General features: G+C 67.0%; 17 protein-coding genes. 4 read left to right on the top strand and 13 right to left on the bottom strand.

Going from position 1 to position 17,985, the window contains the following annotated elements; translation table 11 throughout:
* Positions 1-13 precede the first annotated feature (13 nt).
* From ACAM57_RS10925 to ACAM57_RS10905, 5 genes are all read right to left on the bottom strand, one after another.
* Positions 14-757, bottom strand: coding sequence for a sugar phosphate isomerase/epimerase family protein (locus tag ACAM57_RS10925; RefSeq protein WP_369661646.1), 744 nt, complete (start codon positions 755-757; stop codon positions 14-16).
* Positions 758-768: 11 nt separating this feature from the next.
* Entirely contained in the window at positions 769-1,521 is a 753-nt protein-coding gene (locus ACAM57_RS10920; RefSeq protein WP_126021766.1) for an amino acid ABC transporter ATP-binding protein, read from the bottom strand.
* 164 nt (positions 1,522-1,685) lie between these two features.
* Positions 1,686-2,483 carry a transporter substrate-binding domain-containing protein gene (locus tag ACAM57_RS10915; RefSeq protein WP_369661645.1) on the bottom strand — a complete coding sequence of 266 codons (798 nt, stop codon included), beginning with the start codon at positions 2,481-2,483 and terminating at the stop codon, positions 1,686-1,688.
* A gap of 68 nt (positions 2,484-2,551) precedes the next feature.
* Positions 2,552-3,205: an amino acid ABC transporter permease gene (locus tag ACAM57_RS10910; RefSeq protein ID WP_369661644.1), complete on the bottom strand. Its 654-nt coding sequence runs from the start codon at positions 3,203-3,205 to the stop codon at positions 2,552-2,554.
* Between the two features lie 30 nt (positions 3,206-3,235).
* Complete coding sequence (locus ACAM57_RS10905; RefSeq protein WP_126021763.1) at positions 3,236-3,907, bottom strand: amino acid ABC transporter permease; 672 nt, start codon at positions 3,905-3,907, stop codon at positions 3,236-3,238.
* A 144-nt stretch (positions 3,908-4,051) separates the two neighbouring features.
* On the opposite strand from ACAM57_RS10905, the gene ACAM57_RS10900 reads away from it, so the two are divergent.
* A complete protein-coding gene (locus tag ACAM57_RS10900; protein ID WP_369661643.1) occupies positions 4,052-5,746 on the top strand; it encodes a hypothetical protein in 1,695 nt (564 codons plus the stop codon).
* On the opposite strand, the gene ACAM57_RS10895 is transcribed toward ACAM57_RS10900, so the two are convergent.
* Positions 5,694-6,074 (bottom strand): hypothetical protein, encoded by a 381-nt coding sequence (locus ACAM57_RS10895; protein ID WP_369661642.1) that lies wholly within the window; start codon positions 6,072-6,074, stop codon positions 5,694-5,696. The genes ACAM57_RS10900 and ACAM57_RS10895 overlap by 53 nt on opposite strands.
* Before the next feature lie 216 nt (positions 6,075-6,290).
* Between ACAM57_RS10895 and ACAM57_RS10890 the strand changes: the two genes are divergently transcribed.
* Positions 6,291-7,046: a metallophosphoesterase gene (locus tag ACAM57_RS10890; RefSeq protein ID WP_369661641.1), complete on the top strand. Its 756-nt coding sequence runs from the start codon at positions 6,291-6,293 to the stop codon at positions 7,044-7,046.
* Between the two features lie 178 nt (positions 7,047-7,224).
* Here the strand turns inward: ACAM57_RS10890 and ACAM57_RS10885 are convergent, their stop codons facing one another.
* Positions 7,225-8,871 carry a tannase/feruloyl esterase family alpha/beta hydrolase gene (locus ACAM57_RS10885; RefSeq protein ID WP_369662422.1) on the bottom strand — a complete coding sequence of 549 codons (1,647 nt, stop codon included), beginning with the start codon at positions 8,869-8,871 and terminating at the stop codon, positions 7,225-7,227.
* Positions 8,872-9,178: 307 nt separating this feature from the next.
* Between ACAM57_RS10885 and ACAM57_RS10880 the strand changes: the two genes are divergently transcribed.
* Positions 9,179-9,661 carry a MarR family winged helix-turn-helix transcriptional regulator gene (locus ACAM57_RS10880; protein ID WP_369661640.1) on the top strand — a complete coding sequence of 161 codons (483 nt, stop codon included), beginning with the start codon at positions 9,179-9,181 and terminating at the stop codon, positions 9,659-9,661.
* Between the two features lie 51 nt (positions 9,662-9,712).
* Here the strand turns inward: ACAM57_RS10880 and ACAM57_RS10875 are convergent, their stop codons facing one another.
* Positions 9,713-10,249: a cysteine hydrolase family protein gene (locus tag ACAM57_RS10875; protein WP_369661639.1), complete on the bottom strand. Its 537-nt coding sequence runs from the start codon at positions 10,247-10,249 to the stop codon at positions 9,713-9,715.
* Between the two features lie 77 nt (positions 10,250-10,326).
* Complete coding sequence (locus ACAM57_RS10870; RefSeq protein ID WP_369661638.1) at positions 10,327-11,922, bottom strand: esterase/lipase family protein; 1,596 nt, start codon at positions 11,920-11,922, stop codon at positions 10,327-10,329.
* A 199-nt stretch (positions 11,923-12,121) separates the two neighbouring features.
* Here ACAM57_RS10870 and ACAM57_RS10865 point away from each other — a divergent pair, with 199 nt between their 5' ends.
* Positions 12,122-13,243 (top strand): MBL fold metallo-hydrolase, encoded by a 1,122-nt coding sequence (locus ACAM57_RS10865; RefSeq protein ID WP_369661637.1) that lies wholly within the window; start codon positions 12,122-12,124, stop codon positions 13,241-13,243.
* Positions 13,244-13,269: 26 nt separating this feature from the next.
* Here ACAM57_RS10865 and ACAM57_RS10860 read toward each other — a convergent pair whose 3' ends face one another.
* The 4 genes from ACAM57_RS10860 to ACAM57_RS10845 are packed head-to-tail and all read right to left on the bottom strand — an operon-like array spanning position 13,270 to position 17,923.
* Positions 13,270-13,461, bottom strand: coding sequence for a hypothetical protein (locus ACAM57_RS10860; protein ID WP_369661636.1), 192 nt, complete (start codon positions 13,459-13,461; stop codon positions 13,270-13,272).
* Positions 13,462-13,463: 2 nt separating this feature from the next.
* Positions 13,464-15,860, bottom strand: a complete 2,397-nt coding sequence (parC, locus tag ACAM57_RS10855) for a DNA topoisomerase IV subunit A (RefSeq protein ID WP_369661635.1) — start codon at positions 15,858-15,860, stop codon at positions 13,464-13,466.
* A gap of 44 nt (positions 15,861-15,904) precedes the next feature.
* Positions 15,905-17,026, bottom strand: a complete 1,122-nt coding sequence (locus ACAM57_RS10850) for a Kelch repeat-containing protein (protein WP_369661634.1) — start codon at positions 17,024-17,026, stop codon at positions 15,905-15,907.
* 24 nt (positions 17,027-17,050) lie between these two features.
* On the bottom strand, positions 17,051-17,923 hold the full coding sequence (locus ACAM57_RS10845) for a lytic transglycosylase domain-containing protein (RefSeq protein WP_369661633.1): 873 nt from the start codon (positions 17,921-17,923) through the stop codon (positions 17,051-17,053).
* Between the last annotated feature and the right edge of the window lie 62 nt (positions 17,924-17,985).

The raw sequence follows: 17,985 nt of genomic DNA, 5'->3' as shown, positions 1-17,985 counted from the left end.
GTGTGTTTCGTCTCTATGCGCGCGCGGCGCGGATGAAGTCGACCTGGGAGCGGGCGACGGCCAGCAGGTCGTCGCCCACCAGAGGGTATTCGATGGCGTGCGGCACGTCGGCCGGCAGCGCGCGCAGCACCGAGCGCCATGGCGCGACCGAATCGCCCAGCGGCACCGCCACCCATTTGTGCGGCAGGCGCTGCGCACCCTTGCAATGCACGTAGCGCACGCGATGGCCCAGCGCCTGCGCGGCCTGCAGCGGGCATTCGCCGAGCCAGTGCCAGTTGCCCATGTCGAAGGTCATGCCCAGCGTGAGGCCGGCGCGGTCGGCCGCGTCGAAGAAGGCCTGCAGCGCGGGCAGCGTGCCGGCGCGCACGGTCTGGTCGTTCTCGATCAGCAGTTCGATGCGGGTTTCGGCAAGCTCCACCCTCAGGCCCCACAGCGAGCCGTGAGACGAGGGCTGGAAGTCACCGATGGACATCTTGAGCCGCTTCGCGCCCACGCGCGTGGCGGCGGCGATGCCGCGCTTGAGCGCGGCGCTGTCGAGCCAGCCGCCTTCGGCCCAGAGCCCCTCGGGGCTGGAATAGACGGAAGCCAGTCCGTTGAGCGCGGGCAGTTCGGTGTCTGCGTCGCGCAGCATCTCGCCGCGCACTTCCACCGAGTCGGCGCCGGCCGCGCGCGAGAGCTGCGAGCACCAGAGCTGGCCGTGCCGCCCCACCTCGGCCGCGCCGAAGGACGACAGGGAAACGAGAACCTCGAAGGACATCAGTAGGCAGGTCAGTGGTTTTGGTGCGAACTCAGGATCTGGCCGAGGAACTGGCGCGTGCGCTCGTCCCTGGGGTTGCCGAAGAACTCCTGCGGCGGCGCCTGCTCGACGATCTTGCCTTCGGCCATGAAGATCACGCGGTCGGCCACGCTGCGGGCAAAGCCCATTTCGTGCGTCACGCACAGCATGGTCATGCCGTCTTCGGCCAGCGCGATCATGGTGTCGAGCACTTCCTTGACCATCTCGGGGTCGAGCGCGGAAGTAGGCTCGTCGAACAGCATGATCTTGGGCGCCATGCACAGCGCCCGCGCAATCGCCACGCGCTGCTGCTGGCCGCCCGAGAGCTGGCTGGGGTACTTGTTGGCCTGCTCCGGAATGCGCACGCGCTTGAGGTACTTCATCGCCACCTCTTCGGCCTGCGCCTTCGTCATGCCGCGCGAACGCATCGGCGCGAGCGTGCAGTTCTCGAGGATGGTGAGGTGCGGGAACAGGTTGAACTGCTGGAACACCATGCCGACTTCGGCACGCACGGCATCGACGTTCTTGCCGCCGGCCGTGAGGTCGATGCCGTCGACCACGATGCGGCCCTTCTGCACCGTCTCCAGGCGGTTGATGCAGCGGATCAGCGTGGACTTGCCCGAGCCCGAGGGCCCGCAGATCACGATGCGCTCGCCCTGGCGCACGCTCAGGTCGATGCCGGTCAGCACCTGGAATTCGCCGTACCACTTGTTGACGGCTTCCATGCGGATGATGGGATCGCTCATGGGGTGTTCACTCTGTTGGATTCAAGAAATCGGACTTGGCCGAACGCAGAAATCGCGAAGGTTTCGCCGAGGTCGCAAAAGAGAAACAAGAAATTTGTCTTGGTCTTTTCTGCGACCTTTGCGTAGCTTTTGTATTTCTTCTGCGTTCTGCCCCCGCTTCCGTGTTACTGCATCTTCGGCAGATCAGCCTGCAGCCACTTCTGGTACAGCTTGTTCAGCTCGCCGTTGGCGGTGTTCTTCTGCACGAACTCGTTCACCGCCTTGTGCAGCTCTTCCTGGCCGGGGCGCATCGCGATGCCCATCGATTGCTGCACCAGCGTGAACTTGTTTTCGAAGGTGTTGGCGGGCACGCGCTTGGCGATCTGGGCTGCGACGGTCACCGAGCAGCCGATGGCGTCGACCTGGCCGGAGATCAGCGCCTGCATGGCGGAGGCGTCGTCGTCGAAGCGGCGGATCTCGGTGCCTTCGGGGGCGGCCTTGGTCACGGCCACGTCCTGCGTGGAGGCGCGGGCCACGCCCACGCGCAGGCCCTTCAGGTCGCCTGCGGCCTTGATGGGGGTCTTGGTCGCGCCGTACAGCACGATGGTGGCGGCCGCGTAGGGCTGCGAGAACTGCACCTGCTTGGCGCGCTCGGGCGTGATGGCCAGCGAGGCCACCAGCAGGTCGACCTTGTTGGTCAGCAGGAAGGGAATGCGGTTGGGGCCGGTCACGGGAACGATGTTGGCCTTCACGCCCCAGTCCTTGGCCAGCAGCTTGGCCACGTCGGCGTCGTAGCCGTCGGGCTGGTTCTTCGCGTCGGTGGTGCCGTAGGGCGGAAAGTCGACCAGCATGCCGATGGTGATCTCGCCCTTCTTCTTGATGTCGGCCACGCTCTGCGCCGAGGCGAAGGGAGCGAACACGGTGAGGGCGGCGCCGAGACCGAGGGCTGCGAGCGCGACGCGGCGCGAAGTGATACGGGTCATGGGATGTCTCCTGAGGAAGAAAGAGAAACGAAGAACGAAAAACAGAAAACCAAGAAAGCGAAAGGGGTTCAGCGGGCCAGGGCCCGGGCGCGCTTGCGCTCCATGCTCGCGGCCAGCAGCGACAGCGGCCAGCAGATCACGAAGTAGATCGCCGCCACCACCGAGAACACGATGAGCGGCTGGAAGGTGGCGTTGTTGACGATCTGCCCCGCGCGCGTGACCTCGACGAAGCCGATGATGGCCGCCAGCGAGGTGCCCTTGATGATCTGCACCAGGTAGCCCACCGTGGGCGCGAGCGCGATCTTCAAGGCCTGCGGCAGCACCACGTCGCGCATGCGGTCGAAGTACCTGAGGTTCAGGGCCTGCGCCGCCTCCCACTGGCCGCGCGGAATGGCCTGGATGCAGCCGCGCCAGATCTCGCCGAGGAAGGCGCCGCTGTTGAGGATGAGCGCCACGCCGGCGGCGATCCACGGGTTGATGTCCAGCCCCAGCACCGGCGCGCCGAAGAACACCAGGAACAGCTGCAGCAGCAGCGGCGTGCCCTGGAAGATCTGGATGAAGGTGGTCGAAGCACCGCGCGCCCACGCCGATTCCGACGTGCGCATCAGCGCCAGCGCCAGCCCCAGGATCGCGCCGCCCACGAAGGCGATGGCCGAGAGTGCGAGCGTCCACTTGGCCGCTTCGAGGATGAACAGGAATTCGGGAAAGCCGAAGGTGCGCATGGTGTTGTGCTCCGTCCGTCGTCTGGAGGTTTACCGGCGGTCCGGGTAGTTGAGCGTGCGCTTGTAGATCAGCTTGAACATGGCCGAGAAGGCCAGCGCCAGCGCGAGGTAGATGGCGGCCACGACGATGTAGATCTCGAAGCTGCGGAAGGTCTGCGACTGCAGGTTGGCGGCCACCGAGGTCAGGTCGTCGGCCGAGATGACCGACACTACCGCCGAGCTCAGCATCAGCAGGATGAACTGGCTCGTGAGCGCCGGGTAGATGGCCTTGAGCGCCGGCTTGATGATGACGAAGCGGAAGATTTCCCAGGGCTTGAGGTTCAGCGCCCTGCCCGCCTCGATCTGCCCCTTGGGAATCGACTCGATGCCCGCGCGGATGATTTCCGTGGCGTAGGCGCCCAGGTTCACCACCATGGCCACCAGTGCGGCCGTCTGCGGCGACCAGCGCAGGCCAATGGCCGGCAGCGCGAAGAAGAAAAAGAACAGCTGCACGAGGAAGGGCGTGTTGCGGATCACCTCGATGTAGGCATTGATGATGAAGCGCAGCCAGCCCGGCCCCGAGGTCTTGCCCCAGGCGCAGAAGATGGCCACCACCAGCCCCAGCACCGTGGCGACCAGCGAGAGCTGGATCGTGATCCACGTGCCCTTGAGCAGCAGCGGCCAGGCGGCGAAGACGGCGTCGAATTGAAACTGGTAGTTCATGGTGGGCGGACCCTGAAGCTGCGCGGCGCGGACGCGCGCAGACCCTGAAAGCAATGCTTGCAGCTTATATGAAACCGGTTTCAGGATTTCATAGGGATTCCCCTAGGTGGTCGTTTTGTCCCACCTTCTGCCTACTTCAATTCCATGCTGAACCCACCCACGGCCGACATGCCCGCAGAGGCGAATGAGCTCTCCCCCGGTACGGCTGCGCCCACCGTGCGGCACTTCAGGCAGGCGCTGCTGTGGCCCCTACGGCTGATGCCGGCACCGCACGCCGGGCACCATCACGCGCCCTGGCATGTGCTGCGCGAGATGGGCAACGCATCGCCCTGGCGCGAGGAAGTCGACGAATACACGGGCGACAGCAGCCGCTTCCATGAGCGGCACTACAACGAGTTCGTGAGCTTCCTGCCTTACGTGCAGCGCTTCCTGTACGGCGAAGGCCGCTCGCGCGGCGGCGGTACGACCGGCGACGGCGACTCGCCGATGCGCATCTTCCGCCGCCACGACGTGGCTGCCGTGCGCCTCGTGTCGAAGCCGGGCGATGCGCCGGTCACGCTCGACGTGATCCATTGCGACCTGTACTTCTTCTTCGACGTCGACGTGGTGATGCTCAACCTCGAAGTCGGCGCGAACGACCTGAGCCTCGCGCAGGCGCAGGACATCCTCTACCGCTTCGGCCGCGCCTACCCCTCGGGCTGGGAGGCCGACGGCTCCGCGCTGCACTGCATGGCCAGCGTCGAGTGGCTGGGCGTCGACGGCCGCGTGCTCGCGAGCTCCGACGCGCAGCAGCGCGAGGCTTTTCTCTCGCACGTGGCACAGCACCGCGCGCCACGCATCGCGGCGCACTGGGCCTACCTGATGCAGCCGCTGGTGAGCGACCATTCCGAAGACGCGGGCGTGCTGCGCTACCGCCAAATCGAGTACTACCGCATGCCGGTGATGGCCTACCTCTCGCTCGACGACCCGCGCCGCCTCACGCGCGACGACTTCGTGCGGCTCGCTCTCGTCACCGGCGCGGGCGCCACCGATGCCCACCTGCCCTACGCCGACCACCATCTCGCCGACTTCGAGCACAAGTACTGCTACGACCGCTTCTGGGTGAACGCGGGCGCCGCGCCCAACACACGCTACCTGTGCAACGGCCACGCGCTCATCGTGGTGGGCGACGCGCGCTCCGAATTCTTCTGCTGCCGCGACCGCGGCGTGCTCGCGCAGTTCAGGCACCAGCACTTCCTGCTGTTCCTCATCGCGCACTTCCAGAAGGCCTCGCTGCTGATGTTTTCCGACCAGCTGGTGGAAGCGCTCAAGCGGCTGGACATCCGCAGCACGCCGAGCGTGAAGCAGTTCAAGCGCGCCATTCGCGCGAGCTTCGAGCGCTTTTTGCGCTTCACGCACCGCTACTGGTTCCACGAGATCTCCGAGCAGGCGCAGGTGCGCGCACTCTCCCACATGTGCGCCACGCACCTCGGGCTCGATCCGCTCTACGACGAGGTCAAGGCGCGCATCGCCGACATGAACACCTACCTCGACGCCGACAGCCTGCGCCGCCAGGCCGCGACCGTGGTGCGGCTCACCGTGGTCACCCTCTTCGGCCTCATCGGCACCATCACCACCGGCTTCCTCGGCATGAACCTGCTGGCCGAGGCCGAGGCACCGCTGTGGCGCAAGGCCGTGTGGTTCGGCGTGGTGTTCGTCGCGACGACCTGGCTCACCATCTACACGATGGTGAAGTCGCAGCGCCTGTCGGACTTCATCGATGCACTGTCGAACGACAGGCTGGGGTTCAGGGGCAAGCTGGCGGCGCTGGCGAAGGTGTGGCGGCCTGGGGCGGACTGACCGATTTCCCCAGAGCATCGCGCAGAGAACTGATCGTGCTGTCCGCAGCGTCGATTCGCCGTTGCAACTCCTCGTTGACCAGGCGGAACAGCGCGCCGAATTCGGATCGCGTCGGGTAGATCTCCTCGCGCTCGTTCACCTGCATCGGAACGACGAGCTTTTCGAGGCACACATAGGCGCTGTACACCTGTCGAATGCCCTCGACGTCGTCGCCCGCCTGCAGGGCGGCCGACTCGGCATTTGCATTTGAATAGGGAGGAACCGACTTCGGCGTTGGGCCAGTATCGGTTTTCGGCGCGTGCTTGAGCACGCGAGCAGACTTGGTCACGGGCGACCTCCTGAAATTGCAATTTGCAGAAACCGCCGCGGTCGCCCTTTGGGAAACTGCGGCTCACGTCGCAGAGATTGCTTCAGGCTGCTAAACCCGATCACGCCTTGTTCGGCGTGACGGGCGCAGTATAGCCACGCAGCTAGCTCACGGCCGTGTAGGTCGGCATGGTGTTCCTGGTGGCGAACTGGCTCACGGTTCCCCCAGAATCGGCGCATGCGCATTGCCATCGTCTCCGACATCCACGGGAACCTTCCCGCACTCGCAGCCGTCGTCGAGGACATCGGCCGCCGCGGCGTCGATACCGTCGTCAATCTGGGCGACAGCCTCTCCGGCCCGCTGATGCCGCTGGAAACGGCGCGCTTCCTGATGGAGCAGAACTGGACGCATCTCGCGGGCAACCACGAGCGCCAGGTGCTCACCCTTCCTGCCGGCAAACGCGGCGCATCGGACGAATTCGCCCATGAGCGGCTCGGTCCGCAGGAGTTCGCGTGGATGGCTTCGCTCGAACACAGCCTGCGATTGAGCGCCGAAGTGCTGCTGTGCCATGGCACGCCGGACAGCGACCTGCACTACTTCCTGGAGACGGTCGAGCCGTCGCTGCTCAGGCCGGCCACGATGACCGAGATCGATGCGCGGCTCGGCACGGTCGATGCGCAGGTACGGCTCGTCGCCTGCGGCCACACGCATGTGCCGCGCGTGGTTCGCGCTTCTGGCGGGCAACTGATCGTCAATCCGGGCAGCGTCGGGTTGCAGGCTTATGACGACATCCACCCGCATCCGCACGTCGTCGAGACGGGCTCGCCCGACGCGCGCTATGCCATCGTCGAGCGGCTGGCGAACGAAAGCTGGGCTGCGACGCTGATCTCGGTGCCCTACGACCACGCGAGCATGGCGGCGCTTGCGATGGCCAATGGCAGGCCGGACTGGGCCGGCGCACTCGCCACTGGCCGGATGCCCTCAGGCCGTTGACGCTACGCGCGGAATACATGCCGACTCGGCGGGCAAAGAAAAACCCGCCGAAGCGGGTCGATTGCGTCGCAGAGGTTGCTTCGGGCTGCCAAACCCGATCACGCCTCATTCGGCGTGACGGGCGCAGTACAGCCACGCAGTTCGCTCACGGGCCGAGTGCTACCAGGCACGAAGCCTTTCATTGGCAGCTGAAATTCTCGGCCTTCTCGATGTCACCCGTGCCCTTGTAGCGCGCAACCTTCGGGTAGGCGCAGAGCGGCCGGGTGCGGGTGGGCGACCAGCCGGAAGGCACGTCCGCGTTCACGCCGCCCGCGTTGCCCGTACCGCGCGCCGAAGCGACGACGGAATCGGCGGCCTCGCCCTTCTCCACCCAGTTGACGAGCGGCGCGAGCATGTCGAACTGGTCGGTGGTCGGGCCGCCGGCGCAGTGGTTCATTCCGGGCACCCGATAGAAGCGTGCGAAGTTGGATGCATCGCCGCCATTGGCCGCGGCCAGCTGGTCATACCAGTGCTGCGTGTCGTCGCTCGAGAAGATGGGATCGCTCGTCCCATGGTAGGCCATGACCTTGGCGCCGCGCTTCTTCAAGCGGCTCAGATCGGTGGGGTTCGGCGGCGTCATGAACGAAAGAGAGTTCTCGGTGTAGAGCCCGTCGGTCGCGGTGATCTTGGAGAGGATCGAATCGATGCTGGCCGTGAGCGTGAAGTTGGGGCCGTTGAAGCCGGACGGGTTCTCGGGCGGCACCTGCCAGACGAAGGCGACCGCGCCCGAGTCGAGGTTCAATGAATTCGAGAACTTCCACGATGACCAGCCGGTGGTGTTCAGGCCTGCATCGAAGGGAAAGCTCGCATAGATCTTCTTTCCGCCGCCGTCGAGCGCACCCGCGAAGAGCTGCCCGATGCGAAGCTTCTGGTCGGCCGAGAGGCATGTGCCATCGCGCGAGCCGCTGCAGGTGGGAACGTCGCGGTCCAGAGAGAAGGCCGCCTGGCATGCGCCGGTGTCCTGCACGAGGCCGTCGGTCGTGCCGTCGAGGGCATCGCACTTGGCCAGGACTGCATTGGAGACCAGGGTGCGTTCGGCCAGCGTGAAGCCCGTGCCAGGGTCGCCCGGGGTGGTTGCCAGGGCGTTGTAGTTCTGGGCGCCGACGATGTTGGCTGAGGCGGCAAGGGGGAGCCGGAAGCCGGGGTCGCCCACCAGGAAGCCGTCGTAGTCGTCCGCATAGCGCGACATGGCAACCATGGTGTGGCGCCCGCCGTTGGAGCAGCCGCCGATGTAGGAGCGGTCCGGGCCCTTTCCGTAGGCCGATGCGATCAACGCCTTCGCCATCGGCGTGAGCTTGCCGACCGCCTGGTAGCCGTAGTCGAGGCGGGCCTGCGGATCGATGCCGAAGAACGGCGTGGGCGCCGCGTGCCCCGCGTCGGAGCTGATCACGGCGAAGCCCTTGTTCAGCGCGTTGTCCAGTACGCCGCCTCCGCCGACCGGCCCGGTGGCGGTGCCGATGCTGCCGTCGAGCCCTCCGTTGGCTTGATAGAAATACCGCCCGTTCCAGTTCACCGGCAAACGCATCTCGAAGCCGATCGCATAGCTCTGGCCATCGACCGGGCTCGTGCGCTGATACATCGATCCGCGCACCTGGCAATGCGCCCCCACCGGCTTGCCCGCGACGCTCAAGGTGCCGGCTGCGATCGAATTGGCTGCGGAGATGGTCGTGTTGGCAAAGGTGAAGCCGGCGAGTGAGGCGCAATCGCCGAGGGTCGCGCCGGTGGCCGCGCCGAGCACGGGCAGCGTCTCGACGGGCGGCGCCGGATTGTCGGGAGGAGGCGTCACGGGATTGCCATTGCCGGCAGGCGGGGTGACTGTCGAAGTGCCGGTCGTCGGGAACGCGCCGACGAAGCCGCCGCCACCACTTCCTCCGCCACAGGCGGTCAGCAATGAAGCGACAAAGATCAGGGATGCGGGGGTCTTCAAGAATGTCTCCTTCGACGCCTGGACGCGGCGCCTATAGTTAATCTACTTAACTATCAAAGATAACCAGTTATGGTTTTCCATTAAGCAGTTTTCACTCCCAAGACGCCACTCCGATCCAGTTAGATCAGACAGTGAATCACCTGGAGGGAGAACGACAATGCCCGGAATGCCCAAGAACAGAAGCAATCCGGTAGACGCCACACCCGCCGGCCGGCTGGTCGAGGCGTCTTTGCATCACGTGCTCGGCTATCAGCTCGCACAGGCGACGATCGTCACCGGCGCTGTGTTCGCCGAGCGGGTGGGAACGCCTTTCGACCTGCGCCCGGTCGAGTTCACGGTGCTGTGCCTCATCCACGAAAACCCCGACGTGTCGGCCGCCCGCCTGGCGAAGGCACTCGCGGTCACGGCGCCCAACATCGCGGCATGGCTCGAACGGCTCGAGAGGCGAGAGTTGATCCGCCGCACGCCGCACGCCACGGACCGCAGGGCCCAGCACCTTCGCACCACCCCGACCGGCGCCACCCTTGCGAGCAGCGCGACGCGGTCGGTCATCGAAGGCGAGCAGCTGGCGCTCGGCAACCTCTCCAGGGGCGAGCAAATGATCCTGATCGAGCTGCTGCACAAGGTTGCCGTGTCACGCAGCGCGTGAGCGTTCAGGCAACGCGCACGTGCCCCGTGCGCTTCGTGCAGGCCGTGTTCTTCAGTCGCCGAACGCGACTTCCGCGCTGGCGATTGCGCGGATCGGCACGCCGAAGCTCGTGATGTCCGACAGCGTGGCGTTGTGATGCTCGCGGATCTTCGCGCCCGTGGCGTGCGGCTTGTCGTGCGAAGTGTGCGCATCGGCCGCGAGCACCACGTGGTAGCCCAGCGCGGCGGCGCGGCGCACCGTGGTGTCGACGCAGAACTCCGACGAATAGCCGCAGACCACCACGCGCTTCACGCCGTGTTCGGAGAGCCAGGCTTCCAGGGGCGTGCGCAAGAAGGAGTCGGGCGTGGTCTTGCGGATGCGCGCGTCGCGCGAGTCGGTGTTCAGCGCGCTTGCGAGCTGCCAGCGTTCGGAGTCGAACTCCAGGTCAATCGCGTCCTCGTGCTGGATGAAGGCCACCGGCACGCCGGCAGCGCGGGCGCGTTCGGTGAGCGCGTTGATGCGCTGCATCACCTCGTGGGCCTCATGGGGGCGCGGCGGGTCGTCGCAAAGGCCACGCTGGACATCGATGACGAGAACGGCAGTTTTCATGGGCTGCGGAATCGGCGGGTTCTTGACCGCGCGATTGTGCCCGGCCCCGCCTGACCGGCGCCCTACTGCCGAACGCCTTATTCCCAGGCGCTCACTTCCAGCCGCACCTTGCCGCTGATGCCGGGCGCGGCAGGCGCCGCTCCAAGGCTCGACAGCGGCACCACGAACTGCAGCTTGCCGCTCGCCAGTTGCTTCGGGCTCATGGGCAGCGAGGCGCGGCCGGCGGTGTCGGTCTGCCAGCCGTACTTGACGTTCCAGTTCTGCGCCGCGTCGTCGGGCTGGGGCGGCGCGATCTCGATGATCAGCGTGTCGCGAAAGAGCGAGCTGCCTTCGTAGTGGCCGTCGAGCCAGAACTTGTTGTTGACCTGGTAGTCGGGTACGCGCACGCCCAGCGTCATCGCGTAGGCCAGCGTGGGCCTGTCCTGCTTCACGCGGGCCCGGTTGGCGAGGAACACGGTCGAGAGGTAGATGGAGCGGCGGTCGGCCTTGGCTGGGTCGGTGAGCTCCTTGTGCGTGCGGCAGGCGGGCGAGTCTTCCTCGGCAATGCGGCGGCTCAGGTACCAGCGCTTGCCTCGAGGCGCGGCCAGCAGTTCGACCTGGTAGAGCGCATCGACGTCGGCGTCCTTTGGCAGGTCGGGCGGCAGCGTGACGCCGTCGACGTCGAACCACAGGTCGACGCGCACATCGCCGAACAGGAAGCGCGTGAGGTTCTGGTAGGCCTCCTCGGAATTGACGATGCCGAAGTAGCCCGAGTGCGAGCGGTAGGTGTAGGCAGTGGCCACCGGCTGCGTCTTGCCGGCGTCGTCGACGGCCCAGAGCGATGCGTTCTCGATGCGCACGAGCCCGTCGCTGCCGTGGCCCGCGAACATGCGCGAGAGGCCCTTGGCGGTCTCGTAGTCGCCGCGGTTCGTGCCGACCATGCAGAAGAAGCGCTCGGGGGGAAAGGCCGCCGCAGGCAGGTAGTCCATGCGGCCGTTGACCGGTGCCGTGGCCAGGAACTCGGACATCTTCTCCCGGTTGAAGGTGTTCATCTCGTTCAGCGTGAGCCAGGCCGGCACGTTGATGCCGCCCATGTCGATGCCGTTGTGGGGCGTGGCGTAGGTAAACACCTTGTCGACGCAAGCGCGCGCGGCCGCGTCGCCGAGCGCGGGGTTCTGCAGGAAGGCGCGAACCACCAGCCCGCCCATGGAATGCGCGACGAGGTAGCAGCGGAAGTCGTCGGGCGCGAAGCCCGAGGGGCCCTCGCGCTGCACCACTAGGTCACGCACGCGCAAGATGAGCTGGCTCAGGCCCTGCGCGTAGATCTTGACGTCCTTCGCCTTGCCGTCGCCCAGCAGTTCGGAGCCCGAGTCGTAGTAGCGGTAGATGATGACCGAGGCCGAGGGAATGCCGTCGACGTCGTTGCCGTTCGCGTCGGGCGAAGGCTTCCAGTCGGGGTCGAGGATGTCCAGGCCGTTCTGGTAGACGCTCTGGTACTGGAAGTCGGCCAGCAGCCGCACCATCGGCGATTCGAATACGAACTTTTGCGCCGGCGCTTCCTTCTTCACGGTGGCGCGATACACGGTGGAGCCGATGTTGAAGCCGCAGAACGGATCGGCCGCGGTCTCGTCGCGCTCCGACTCGGTCATGGCGTAGCCGCGCACGTAGATGATGGGATAGCGGTTGGTGCTCATGGATCTTCAGCCTCCTCAACTCCGGTGAAACCGATGAAGTCCGGCAGTGTGCCGGGCTCGCGCCGCGCCCGCCATACGGCGCATGGCATAGAGCCCCGAATGCCCCTCCTGCCCGAATGTTTCTATCGCTGAAACCATTGAAACACGCGCCTTCGATAGTCTCCATCCATCCCACAAACACAATCCAGAAGGCTCTCCCATGGCTGAAGACCCCGGCTCGCAAGGCTCCTACCTGCCCCAACTCCTGCGCCGCGGCACCGCGCTCGCCGCAGCCGGCTGCGCCTTCGTGGCGGGCTGCAGCGCCGCTGGCGGCGGCGAGACGCGCTACGAGAATTCGCCGCAATTCAAGGACGGCGGCTTCCACAACATGGCCAACCCCGACCTGCCCGCGCAGGCCAGCGCATGGCGCATCTGGTCGCGCTTCATCGTGGGCAGCAAGGTCGACACCGTCCCGGTCGACCCCATCCCCGTGAAGCCGCTGGACAAGCCCACCCTCGACGCGCTCGACACGAAGACCAACCACGTGATGCGCCTGGGCCATTCGTCGCACCTGCTGAAGCTGCAGGGCAAGTACTGGCTGATCGACCCGGTGTTCAGCGACCGCGCCTCGCCCGTGCAATGGGCCGGGCCGAAGCGCTTTCACAAGACGCCGATCGCGCTGGAGGAGCTGCCGCCCATCGAAGGCGTGATCCTCTCGCACGACCACTACGACCACCTCGACGTGGCGACCATCGAATACCTCGCCAAGGACGTGAAGCGCTACTTCGTGCCGCTGGGCGTGCGCTCCCGGCTGCTGGCAATGGGCGTGCCGGCCGATCGCGTGACCGAGCTCGACTGGTGGCAGTCGGCCGAACACGACGGCGTGAAGCTCACAGCCACGCCCGCCCAGCACTTCTCGGGCCGCACGCTCGGCGACCGCGACCGCACGCTGTGGGCCTCGTGGGTGGTGCAAAGCGGCGACCAGCGCATCTTCTACAGCGGCGACTCGGGCTACTTCCCGGGCTTCAGGCAGATCGGCGAGCGCTTCGGCGGCTTCGACATCGCACTGATGGAAAACGGCGCCTACGACAGCATGTGGCCCGCCGTGCACATGACGCCCGAACAGAGCGTGCAGGCCTTCGAGGACCTGCGCGGCAAGGTGTTCTTCTCGGTGCACAACAGCACCTTCGACCTCGCCTTCCACAACTGGCACGACCCGCTGGACCGCATCGCAGCCCTTACGGAGGCCAGGAAGATCGAGCTGGCCACGCCGGTGATCGGCGAAGTGGTGACGGTGGGAGCGGCGCGGACCAATACGCGGTGGTGGGTCGGCCTGCGTTGACCGGCCCTCCCCCAAGGCCGGGTGGACTACCCGCCGCGCTCCTTGCGCTCGCGGGCGCGCCGCACCTGGCGCGTCTCGTTGGCCTGCGAGGCGATGCGGTCCTTCTCGCGCTTCTTCAGCATGCGCTTCTCGCGCATGCGCCGGCCCAGCACGTAGCTGCCGATGCCGGTGACCACGGCGATGAAGACGCCGATGACGCTGATGTCGATGCCGCCCATGGCTATTGCACCCGCACGATGCTGGTCGGCTTGAAGCCCAGGTCGGCCGCCTTGCCCTTGCGTGCCCGGCTGCCGCGTGCGTTGTTGAGCGTGCGGATCTCCAGCGTTTCCTCGCGCTCCTTGCCGCCTCGGCCGATGCCTTCGATCTTCACGCTGCGCGTGTAGGCGGCCGCACCTGCCAGGGTGTCCTTGGGCTCGAGGTCGATCAGCGTGAGGCCGCGGCCGCCCTTGGGCAGGCTCTTGAGTTCGGCGATATCGAAGGTCAGGATGCGCCCGCCCGTCGAGGCACAGGCCACGTGCGTGGCGGCCGGCATCGGCTCGGCGCCGCTCGCGCCGCCCACCAGCGAGGGGCGGCACAGCTGCTCGCCCTCGCCCACGTCGATGAAGGCCTTGCCGCCGCGCTGGCGCGACATCATGTTCTCGACCGTGGCGATGAAGCCGTAGCCGCCGGTGTTGGCCAGCAGCAGGCTCGCGCCGACCGGGCCCGCGAAGAAGTGCGTGACGTGCGTGCCGGCATCCAGGTCGATGAGCGTGGTGACGGGCTGGCCGTCGCCGCGACCGCCCGGCAGCGAGGCCACGGACACGGTGTAGACGCGCACGCTCTTGTCCTTGGCGCTGCCGAAGACCAGCAGCGTGTCGACGCTGCGGCATTCGAAGGCGCCGTAGAGCGAGTCGCCCGACTTGAAGCTGTACTCGGGCACCGAGCCGTTGGCAGCGCCGGCCGCCTTCTCGCTGGCCCAGCCCTTCTGCGCACGGACCCAGCCCTTCTGCGACACGATCACGGTGACGGGCTCGTCGACGACCTTCACCTCGGCCACGGCGCGCTTCTCGGCCTGGATCAGCGTGCGCCGCGGGTCTTCGAAGGTCTTGGCGTCGGCTTCGATTTCCTTCACCAGCAGGCGGCGCAGCGCGGCGGGGCTGGCGAGGATGTCTTCGAGCTTCTTCTGCTCGTCGCGCAGGCCAGCCAGTTCCTGTTCGATCTTGATGGCCTCGAGCCGCGCGAGCTGGCGCAGCCGGATTTCGAGGATGTCCTCGGCCTGGCGTTCGCTGAGATTGAAGCGAGCGATCAGCGCCGCCTTCGGGTCTTCCGCCGCGCGGATGATCGCGATCACCTCATCGATGTTCAGCAGCACCAGCTGCCGGCCTTCGAGGATGTGGATGCGGTCCTGCACCTTGCCCAGGCGGAAGCGTGAGCGCTTCTCGACGGTGATCTCGCGGAAGGCGATCCACTCGTTGAGCATCTGGCGCAGCGACTTCTGCGTGGGCTTGCCGTCGATGCCGACCATCGTGAGGTTGATCGGCGAGGAGGTTTCCAGCGAGGTCTGCGCGAGCAGCGTGGTAATGAACTCTTCCTGGCTGATGCGCGAGGTCTTGGGCTCGAACACCAGGCGCACGGGGGCGTCCTTGCTCGATTCGTCGCGCACCACGTCGAGCACCGACAGCATCGAGGCCTTGAGCTGCGTCTGCTCCGCACTCAGCGCCTTCTTGCCGGCCTTGACCTTGGGGTTGGTGATTTCCTCGATTTCCTCGAGCACACGCTGCGAGCTCACGCCCGGCGGCAGCTCGTTGACCACCAGCTGCCACTGGCCACGCGCCAGCTCTTCGATCTTCCAGCGTGCGCGCACCTTGAGCGAGCCCCGGCCGGTGCGGTAGGCATCGGCGATGTCGGCCGGGCTGCTGATGATCTGGGCGCCGCCCGGATAGTCGGGGCCGGGCACGATGGCGAAGAGTTCTTCCTCGCTGAGCTTGCCGTTCGACTTGATCAGCGCCACGCAGGCGTCGGCGATCTCGCGCAGGTTGTGGCTCGGGATCTCGGTGGCCAGGCCGACCGCGATGCCGCTCGCGCCATTGAGCAGCGTGAACGGCAGCCGCGCGGGCAGCAGTCGCGGTTCTTCGGTGCTGCCGTCGTAGTTGGGAATGAAGTCGACCGTGCCTTCGTCGATCTCGTCGAGCAGCAGGCTGGTGATGCGCGCCAGGCGCGCTTCGGTGTAGCGCATGGCGGCTGCGCCGTCGCCGTCGCGGCTGCCGAAGTTGCCCTGGCCGTCGACCAGCGGGTAGCGCTGCGAGAAGTCTTGCGCCATGCGCACCAGCGCATCGTACGCAGCCTGGTCGCTGTGCGGGTGGAAGCGGCCGAGCACGTCGCCGACCACGCGCGCGCTCTTCACGGGCTTGGCGCCCACGGTGCCGTTGGTGCCGCCGAAGCCCAGGCCCATGCGCGACATCGAATACAGGATGCGGCGCTGCACCGGCTTCTGGCCGTCGGACACATCGGGCAGCGCGCGGCCCTTGACCACGCTCAGCGCGTATTCGAGGTAGGCGGTCTGGGCGTAGTCGGCGAGGGTCAGGGTCGTGTCGCCGTCGGTGGGACCCTGGAGATCGAGCGGAGGTTGGGAATCCATGAAAGAGCTGGTGAGAAAAACTTTTGTTGTTGCCGGCTGCGCGTTCAGCCGAGCGTAAAGGCCTCGTGGACCGCGGACTGTACGGCGCCGCCGAGCACCGCGCCGCCGCCGGCCACGTAGATCCAGTCGCCGACGACGGCCGCGCCCACGGCGTGGCGCGGCGTGGTCATCGGGGCGTGTCGCTGCCAGGTGTCGTCGACGGGGTTGTAGCTTTCCATCTGGCCGAACACCTTCGCCTGGCGCGGTACGCCGTCGACGAGGATGCCGCCCTCTCCGCCCATGGCGAAGAAGCGGCCGCGGTACACCACGAGCCCGTGGCCCGAGCGCGCGGTGGGCAGCGACGAGCGCAGCTCCCAGGTGTCGCGCGCGGGCAGGTAGACGTGGTGCAGGTCGGTGTTGAATTCGAAGGTGTTGAAGCGCCCGCCGACCACGTGGATCCGGCCGCCGTGCGACACGCAGCCCACGTGGTCGCGCGCGCCGGGCAGCGGTTTACGAGTCGACCAGCGGTCGGCCTTCGGGTCGTAGACCTCGTGCCAACCCACGCTCGCGCGCTCCGCGGCGGGTTCGGACGCGCCGCCGATCAGGTGCAGCGCGCCGTCGAGCATCACGGCGGCTGCGGCGCCACGCGGACGCGGCAGCGGCGCGATGGCGCTCCAGCGGTTGGCGGCGATGTCGTAGACGTAGGCGTTGGTGTCGGAGCGCCGGTTCTGCTCGACGAAACCGCCCAGCGCGTAGACGCGGCCGCCATCGGCGGTCACAGCGACGTGGTTGGCACCGCGGGGCAGCGGCGCGCCGTCGAGCCAGCGGTCGGCCTTCGGGTCGTAGATGTGGTGGTAGTCGCGGTTGACCTTGCCTTCGCCGTAGCCGCCGACCACGTGCATGCGGCCCATCGCCGCGGTGGCCCAGGCCATCTCGCTGCGGGGAATCGGCAATGCGGCGCGCGGCTCCCATCGCCCCTGCGGACCGGGCGGTGCGGAGCTGTCGGTGAAGCGCTGGGCTTCCTGCTCGGGCGTCATGTGGTGCGGCACACCGCCCTGCAGACGCGCATAGGGCTCGGCCGAGGAAGGCACGGGCGGCAGCGTGTCGTGCGTGGCCGGATGCTGCGCGCGTGCGCTGCCCGCCACCATGCCCGCAGCAGTCGTGAGAACGAAGCTTCGACGATCCATGGCCTCCTCCCCTCCTCCGGTCGATCAGGACATCGGCGTGCCCGGTGGCGCATCGGCCGCGCCCGTGGGCACCGCCGGCGGCTCGGGAATGTCGGGAATGTCGGGCATGGCCGGCATGTTGCGCGGCGAATCCGACGGCATGTTGCCGCGGCCGAGCGCGCCGCCCTGCGGCACGGTCAGCTCCATGCGGATGCGTCCCGGCGTCTTGCCACCGCGCACGGCGCCGCTCCCACCGCCCGAAGCCACCGAAGGCTTGAGGTACGCGTACAGCTGCAGCACGGTCTGCACGTAGTTCTGCGTTTCCTTGTAGTTCGGGATCTTGTTGCCCGCCCGCTGCACCGCGCCCTCGCCGGCGTTGTAGGCGGCCAGCGCGAGCTCGATCTGCCCCGGGAACATCGCGATCAGGTCCCGCAGGTAGCGCGAGCCGGCGGCGATGTTGATGCGCGGGTCGAACAGCTTCTTCTCGATGGTCGCGCGCTTGTCCGCCGACACGCCATAGCGCTGAGCCGTGGCCGGCATCAGCTGCATCAGGCCCATCGCGCCCTTGGGCGAAACGGCCTGCGCATCGAAGCCCGACTCAGTGGCGACCAGTGCCTGCAGCAGTTCGTAGTCGATCGCGTGCTTGCTCGCCGCGTCGCGCAGCGCCGACTTGGCGGTCTTGTAGCTGGGCGAGGCCTCGAACATCGCCAGCAGGCTCTGCGAGGCCGGCGGCACCTTGCCGTCGAGTTTGCCCACGCCGCGGCCCAGCGGGGCGATGCCGTTGGCGGTGTCGAAGCTCTGGCCGCCGCGGAAGAAGATCTGGTAGCGCTCGTCGAGCTTCTCGGAGGCGAAGTGCGCGTTGCCCTTGGCGTCGATGTAGCCGTAGATGTCGGCGGCGTGCGCCGGCGCTTGCTGCATGCAAAACAGCAGGACGACCAATGGCAACAAGCGCTTCAAAACCGACATGCGTGCTAGTGGAG

The sequence above is a fragment of the Variovorax sp. V15 genome (genome assembly GCF_041154425.1).
Lineage (GTDB): Bacteria > Pseudomonadota > Gammaproteobacteria > Burkholderiales > Burkholderiaceae_C > Variovorax > Variovorax guangxiensis.
Note: the sequence above shows the minus strand (reverse complement) of the source record. Positions and strands in the feature narration are given on the sequence as shown.

What these genes read in the sequence shown, in the direction of transcription:
- ACAM57_RS10850 (WP_369661634.1), bottom strand. Translation starts at nt 17,026, where the DNA reads ATGGATCGTCGAAGCTTCGTTCTCACGACTGCTGCGGGCATGGTGGCG.
- ACAM57_RS10860 (WP_369661636.1), bottom strand. Translation starts at nt 13,461, where the DNA reads ATGGGCGGCATCGACATCAGCGTCATCGGCGTCTTCATCGCCGTGGTC.
- ACAM57_RS10920 (WP_126021766.1), bottom strand. Translation starts at nt 1,521, where the DNA reads ATGAGCGATCCCATCATCCGCATGGAAGCCGTCAACAAGTGGTACGGC.
- ACAM57_RS10905 (WP_126021763.1), bottom strand. Translation starts at nt 3,907, where the DNA reads ATGAACTACCAGTTTCAATTCGACGCCGTCTTCGCCGCCTGGCCGCTG.
- ACAM57_RS10910 (WP_369661644.1), bottom strand. Translation starts at nt 3,205, where the DNA reads ATGCGCACCTTCGGCTTTCCCGAATTCCTGTTCATCCTCGAAGCGGCC.
- ACAM57_RS10875 (WP_369661639.1), bottom strand. Translation starts at nt 10,249, where the DNA reads ATGAAAACTGCCGTTCTCGTCATCGATGTCCAGCGTGGCCTTTGCGAC.
- ACAM57_RS10900 (WP_369661643.1), top strand. Translation starts at nt 4,052, where the DNA reads ATGCTGAACCCACCCACGGCCGACATGCCCGCAGAGGCGAATGAGCTC.
- ACAM57_RS10845 (WP_369661633.1), bottom strand. Translation starts at nt 17,923, where the DNA reads ATGCAGCAAGCGCCGGCGCACGCCGCCGACATCTACGGCTACATCGAC.
- parC (WP_369661635.1), bottom strand. Translation starts at nt 15,860, where the DNA reads ATGGATTCCCAACCTCCGCTCGATCTCCAGGGTCCCACCGACGGCGAC.
- ACAM57_RS10870 (WP_369661638.1), bottom strand. Translation starts at nt 11,922, where the DNA reads ATGAGCACCAACCGCTATCCCATCATCTACGTGCGCGGCTACGCCATG.
- ACAM57_RS10880 (WP_369661640.1), top strand. Translation starts at nt 9,179, where the DNA reads ATGCCCAAGAACAGAAGCAATCCGGTAGACGCCACACCCGCCGGCCGG.
- ACAM57_RS10890 (WP_369661641.1), top strand. Translation starts at nt 6,291, where the DNA reads ATGCGCATTGCCATCGTCTCCGACATCCACGGGAACCTTCCCGCACTC.
- ACAM57_RS10915 (WP_369661645.1), bottom strand. Translation starts at nt 2,483, where the DNA reads ATGACCCGTATCACTTCGCGCCGCGTCGCGCTCGCAGCCCTCGGTCTC.
- ACAM57_RS10925 (WP_369661646.1), bottom strand. Translation starts at nt 757, where the DNA reads ATGTCCTTCGAGGTTCTCGTTTCCCTGTCGTCCTTCGGCGCGGCCGAG.
- ACAM57_RS10865 (WP_369661637.1), top strand. Translation starts at nt 12,122, where the DNA reads ATGGCTGAAGACCCCGGCTCGCAAGGCTCCTACCTGCCCCAACTCCTG.